This is a genomic window from Roseicyclus sp. (genome assembly GCF_052168335.1).
Classification (GTDB): Bacteria; Pseudomonadota; Alphaproteobacteria; order Rhodobacterales; family Rhodobacteraceae; genus Roseibacterium.
Genome location: NZ_JBQLZP010000043.1, coordinates 1 through 5,673, shown reverse-complemented (window position 1 = coordinate 5,673; position 5,673 = coordinate 1). Strand labels below are relative to the sequence as shown.

General features: G+C 72.1%; 4 protein-coding genes and 1 pseudogene. 3 read left to right on the top strand and 2 right to left on the bottom strand.

Annotation, left to right across the window (positions count from 1 at the left end):
• From ligA to ACTS11_RS01555, 3 genes are all read left to right on the top strand, one after another.
• Window positions 1-1,510: NAD-dependent DNA ligase LigA (ligA, locus tag ACTS11_RS01565; protein WP_442638599.1), on the top strand; the 1,510-nt coding region annotated here is incomplete at its 5' end.
• Window positions 1,503-3,596, top strand: a complete 2,094-nt coding sequence (gene recG, locus ACTS11_RS01560; RefSeq protein WP_442638598.1) for an ATP-dependent DNA helicase RecG — start codon at window positions 1,503-1,505, stop codon at window positions 3,594-3,596. The genes ligA and recG, both read left to right, overlap by 8 nt.
• A gap of 101 nt (window positions 3,597-3,697) precedes the next feature.
• Window positions 3,698-3,820, top strand: coding sequence for a hypothetical protein (locus ACTS11_RS01555; RefSeq protein WP_442638597.1), 123 nt, complete (start codon window positions 3,698-3,700; stop codon window positions 3,818-3,820).
• A gap of 160 nt (window positions 3,821-3,980) precedes the next feature.
• On the opposite strand, the gene ACTS11_RS01550 is transcribed toward ACTS11_RS01555, so the two are convergent.
• Complete coding sequence (locus ACTS11_RS01550; protein ID WP_442638596.1) at window positions 3,981-5,501, bottom strand: methyl-accepting chemotaxis protein; 1,521 nt, start codon at window positions 5,499-5,501, stop codon at window positions 3,981-3,983.
• Between the two features lie 79 nt (window positions 5,502-5,580).
• Window positions 5,581-5,673 (bottom strand): annotated as a pseudogene (locus ACTS11_RS01545) (iron-sulfur cluster assembly scaffold protein); the annotation flags it as partial.

The window sequence follows — 5,673 nt, the reverse complement described above, 5'->3', positions numbered from 1 at the left end:
GCTCGACCCGGCGATCACGCGGCGCCGCCCGCTCCGCTTCTTCGCCTACGGTTGGGGCGAGGTTTCCGAACCGCTCGCCGGGGGGCAGATGGCGGCGCTCGAGCGGCTGCGGGGCCTCGGCTTCGCCGTGAACCCGGAGACGCGCCTGTGCGCCGGAACGACGGCGATGATGGCCCGCTACCGCGAGATCGAGCAGGCGCGCGCCACGCTCGGCTACGACATCGACGGTGTCGTCCACAAGGTCGACGACCTCGCGCTCCAGTCGCGCCTCGGCTTCCGCTCGACCACGCCGCGCTGGGCCATCGCGCACAAGTTCCCGGCGGAGCTTGCCTGGACGCGGCTTCTGGCCATCGACATCCAGGTGGGGCGGACGGGCGCGCTGTCGCCCGTCGCGCGGCTCCAGCCGGTGACGGTGGGCGGTGTCGTCGTCTCGAACGCGACGCTCCACAACGAGGACTACATCGCCGGGCGCGACGCCCGCGGCCAGCCGATCCGCGACGGCAAGGACATCCGCGTGGGCGACTGGGTGCAGGTCTACCGCGCGGGCGACGTGATCCCGAAGGTCGCCGACGTGGATCTGTCGCAGCGTCCCGCCGACGCTGTTGCCTTCGTCTTCCCGACGACCTGCCCGGAATGCGGCTCGGACGCCGTCCGGGAGGAGGGCGACGCCGTCCGCCGCTGCACCGGCGGCCTCATCTGTCCCGCGCAGGCCGTTGAAAAACTGAAGCATTTCGTTTCCCGCGCCGCCTTCGACATCGAGGGGCTGGGGGCGAAGCAGGTCGAGGCCTTCTATGCCGACGGCTGGATCAGGGAGCCCGCGGACATCTTTGATCTGCAAGCGAAATTCGGCTCAGGCCTCCAGCAGCTCAAGAACCGCGAGGGGTGGGGCGAGAAGTCCGCGCAGAACCTCTTCGACGCCATCGAGGAGCGGCGGCGCATCCCGCTGTCGCGGCTGGTCTTCGCGCTCGGCATCCGCCATGTGGGCGAGGTCGCCGCCGCCGATCTCGCGCGGCACTTCGGCACCTGGGAGGCGCTGGCCGCCACCGTCGATCGCGCGGCAGCCGAACCTGCCGCGGGCGCGCCCGACGCCCGCACGCGCAAGCCGCTCCTCGCCGACAGCCCGGCCTGGTCCGAGATCGTCAGCATCGACGGCATCGGCGAGGCGGTGGCCGTCGCGCTCACGACGACCCTGACGCAGGAGGCCGAGCGCGCCTCGGTCGATCGTCTGGTCAAGCACCTGACGGTCGAGCCGCCGCCGGCCCGCACGACCGAGGGCAGCCCCGTCGCGGGCAAGACGGTCGTCTTCACCGGCAGCCTCGAGAAGATGACGCGCGCCGAGGCCAAGGCGCGGGCCGAGGCCCTGGGCGCCAAGGTCGCGGGCTCGGTCAGCGCCAAGACCGACCTCGTCGTGGCCGGTCCCGGTGCGGGGTCGAAGGCGAAGAAGGCGGCGGAACTGGGCATCGAGACCATCGACGAGGATGCCTGGCTCGCGCTGATCGGGGATGGCTGAGAAGGGCCGGCCCGAGATCCTGTTCCCGCTCTTCGCGGGGCTCGAGACGCTGCCGGGCGTCGGCCCGAAGATGGCCAAGAACTTCGAGGGGCTCGGGGTCGTCTCGCCAAAGGACCTGCTCCTCACGCTGCCCTCGGGCGGCGTCGACCGGTCGCGCAAGTCCTCGATCCGCCACGTGCCGATCCCGGGCACGGTGACGGTCGAGGTGATTGTCGGCCGCCACCGCCCGCCCGCCGGACGCGGGCCCTACCGGATCGAGGTCGACGACGCCGAGACGCGCTTCGAGCTGGTCTATTTCCACGCCCGCGGCGACGCCTTGCAGCGCCTCCTGCCGACGGGCGCGCGGCGCGTCGTCTCGGGGCGGGTCGAGCTCTTCGACGGGGTGGCGCAGATGGCCCATCCCGACCACGTCCTGCCCCCCGAAGAGGCGGGGAGCCTGCCCGCCTACGAACCGGTCTATCCGCTGTCGGGCGGGCTGACGCAGCGGGTCGTGCAGAAGGCGGCGCAGGGCGCGCTGGCCCGCGTGCCGCCGCTGCCCGAATGGATCGACGCCGAGCTGAAGCGCCAGAAGGGCTGGCCCGACTGGCACTCGGCGCTCGCCGCGGCGCACCGGCCGGAGGGGCCGGAGGACCTGTCGCGCTCGGCCAAGGCGCGGGAACGTCTCGCCTTCGACGAGCTCTTCGCCCACCAGATGACGCTGGCGCTCGCCCGCGCCTCGCGGCGGCGGCAGAAGGGCTTCGCGAGCCGGGGCGACGGGCGGCTGAGGCAGAAGGTGCTCGACGCGCTGCCCTTCTCGCCCACGGGCGCGCAGCTCCGCGCCATCGCCGAGATCGAGGCCGACATGGGCTCCGAGACGCGGATGAGCCGCCTGCTCCAGGGCGACGTGGGGGCGGGCAAGACGCTGGTCGCGCTGATGGCGCTGCTCGTCGCGGTCGAGGCGGGCGGGCAGGGCACGATGATGGCGCCGACCTCGATCCTCGCCGGGCAGCACCATGCCAACCTCCTGCCGATGGCCGAGGAGGCGGGCGTCGTCGTCGAGATCCTGACCGGCGCCGACAAGGGGGCCGAGCGGGCGGCGAAGCTGAAGGCGCTCGCGAAGGGCGACATCCAGATCCTCGTCGGCACCCACGCCGTCTTCCAGGAGGACGTGTCCTTCCGCGACCTGCGTCTCGCCATCGTCGACGAACAGCACCGCTTCGGCGTGGCCGAGCGCGTGCGGCTTTCGGCCAAGGGGCTCGCCACCGACGTCCTCGTGATGACGGCGACGCCGATCCCGCGCACGCTCAGCCTCGCGCAGTACGGCGACATGGACGTGAGCGTGCTCGACGAGAAGCCGCCGGGCCGCAAGCCGGTCAAGACCGCGCTCCTGTCGACCGCGCGCATCGCCGAGGTCGTGGCGCATCTGCGGGGCGCGCTCGCCGAGGGGCGGCAGGCCTACTGGGTCTGTCCGCTGGTCGAGGAGTCCGAGGTCTACGACGCCGTCGCGGCGGAGGAGCGGTTCCGCCACCTGCGGGCGGAACTGGGCGAGGGGCAGGTGGGCCTCCTCCACGGGCGGATGCCGCCCGCCGAGAAGACCGAGGTGATGGCGCGCTTCAAGGCGGGCGCGCTCCGGGTGCTGGTGGCGACGACGGTGATCGAGGTGGGCGTCGACGTGCCGAACGCCTCGATCATGGTGATCGAGCAGGCCGACCTCTTCGGGCTGGCGCAGCTCCACCAGTTGCGGGGCCGGGTGGGGCGGGGTGCGGCCGAATCGACCTGCCTTCTGCTCTACCGCTCCCCTCTCGGCGAGACTGCGAAGCGGCGGCTCATGGTCCTGCGCGAGACGGAGGACGGGTTCCGCATTGCCGAGGAGGATCTCGCGATCCGGGGCGCGGGCGACCTGATCGGCACGGCGCAGTCCGGCCTGCCGCGCTTCCGCATCGCCGATCTCGAGAGCCAGACGCCGCTGATGGCGCTGGCCCAGTCCGGGGCGCGGGCGCTGCTGGCGCGCGACGCGAAGCTCGAGAGCGACCAGGGCAGGGCGGCGCGGACCCTCCTGTGGCTGATGGAGCAGGACAAGGCGATCCAGCTGATCCGCGCAGGATAGGTGGAAAATCCCACTTCGTTCCGGTTTGTTCTCATAAAGTTCTAGACAAGTTTAATCGAATGTGAGAACAAAGGGACAACATCAGGTGAGGAGATGCCGACATGTTCGTCCAGATCGCTTCCATCGTCGCCAATGCCCGCGCCACGCTCGTCACCGATGCGCTGGGGATCGCGGCCATCGCGGCCCTGACGCTCGGCCTTCTGCACCTGCCCGCCCTCGTCTGAGGGTTCCGGATTTCTGCCTGCGGTCCAACCGGGCCTTCGGCGCGCTCCATCCCTGTCCCGGACGCGCCGGCCTGCCTCATCCCCGCCGTCCCCAAGCGGCGCGCCCGGTCGAAGGATACGCCACTGCCGCCGCCATCCCACCGGATGCGCGGCGGTTTTTTCATTCCAGACGGTAGCCGAGGCGCAGGCCGCCCCAGTGCCGCCCGCCCACCATGATGGGCGCGGAGAGGTCCTTCATCAGGACGCTCTGCCCGCCGCCCATGTCGCGGCGGTAGACCTGCAAGAGGAAAGGCGCCTTGCTCCGCCCGGCCTTCAGGCCCACGCGATCGTCGAAGATGCGCCGGTTCCGGGCATGGGCGGCGTTCCAGACCGGGTCGCTCGACTGCGGGTGCGAGAAGCGCGCGTTGTGGGTGGGCAGGTAGCCGTTCCTGTCGACCGCGGCGCAGAAGACGACGCGGGGATCGAGGTCGAGCACCGGTTCCTGGATCGGGGGCAGCAGGCGGTCGGTCAGCGCGGTGAAACGGGCGAGCACCTGCTGCGGGTCCGTCCCGGGGACCGGCCGGTAGTCGCCATCGAAGAGCTCCGCCTCACCGATCTGCCCGGCGCTGATCGCGCCCGCGAAGGCCGCCGCGATCCGGGCGGCGCGGTCGCGCACGATCTCGATCATCGGGCCGTCGTCGGACGTGCCGCCGATGGCGGCGTTCGCCTGCACCATCTCCTCGGCCAGGTCGATGAGGGACTCCACCCGTGCGCGGCCCGAATGCAGCTTGCCGCCGGTATCGGCGATGCCGCCGGCCAGGCGGTCCAGCACGGGATGGAAGACCTCGTTCGCGGAACTCAGCGCCCGAAGGTCGCCGGCGAGGCGCGTGACGCCGTCCTGCGTGACCTCGAGATGGGTGCCGATCGCGGTCAGGGCGGCATCCGTGCTCCGCCCCGAGGCCAGGACGCGGCCCGCATCCTCGAGCACGCCGTCGGACTCGCTCCGGATCTCGGCGACGGCATGCCCGAACGCGTCGACCTCCTGCGCGATGGCGCGCGTGACCTGCGCCGTCTGCTGGGCGAGTTCGCTGATCGCCTCGGCCACGACGGCGAAGCCCCGCCCGTTGTCGCCGGCGCGCGCAGCCTCGATCCGGGCGTTGATGGCGAGGATGCCCACCTCGGCGGCGATGTCGGCGATGCGCGCCGAGCTCTCCTTGACCGCGGCGAGCCGTTCCTCGAGCGCGCCGATCCTCTGGCCGAGCTCGCCCACCCATTCGGCCACCCGCCGGCCGTAGCCCGCCGCGCGCCCGACCTCCGTCACGCTGGCCCGCGCCTGCAGCACCGAATCGTCGGCCGCCGCCGCAACGTCCGCGATGGCGCCCGTCGCGGTGCGCAGCGCCCGGTCGATCTCGGCGGCGCTGGCGCGCAGGTCGGAGAGGCCGGCCTGCACCGTGCCCGATTGCTCATCGAGGGTCTGGAGCAGGGCGGCGATATCGACCACCTCGAAACCCAGCTTGCCGAGCCCGCGCCCGAGGCGCTCGCGTGCGGCGGTATCGATGGGCAGGTCCGCCCCCGGCGCGAGCGGAGGCCCCGCGTCCGCGTGATCGACGGGGGAGCCTTGCGTATCCGGCGCCGTCTCCGGACCCGGCGCCGCCGCGGCATGCTCGCCCGCGGTGAACAACTGCTTGAGCGCGTGGAGCATCCCGAATCCTCGGTTGGGGCTGCTCCGGATCGTTAGCCGCAATCGTATAGCGAAGCGTTAATCGCCCGGAGTTCGGGCGTCAGGCGCAGGCCGCCCGCTCCGCCTCCGCCATGGCCTCGGCGGTCGCCTCGAGCGACAGAAGGATCGAGGCGTGGCGGTTGCGGTAGTCGCG

Excerpts from the sequence above, each read along its gene's own strand:
- recG (WP_442638598.1), top strand. The coding sequence starts at position 1,503 with ATGGCTGAGAAGGGCCGGCCCGAGATCCTGTTCCCGCTCTTCGCGGGG.
- ACTS11_RS01555 (WP_442638597.1), top strand. The coding sequence starts at position 3,698 with ATGTTCGTCCAGATCGCTTCCATCGTCGCCAATGCCCGCGCCACGCTC.
- ACTS11_RS01550 (WP_442638596.1), bottom strand. The coding sequence starts at position 5,501 with ATGCTCCACGCGCTCAAGCAGTTGTTCACCGCGGGCGAGCATGCCGCG.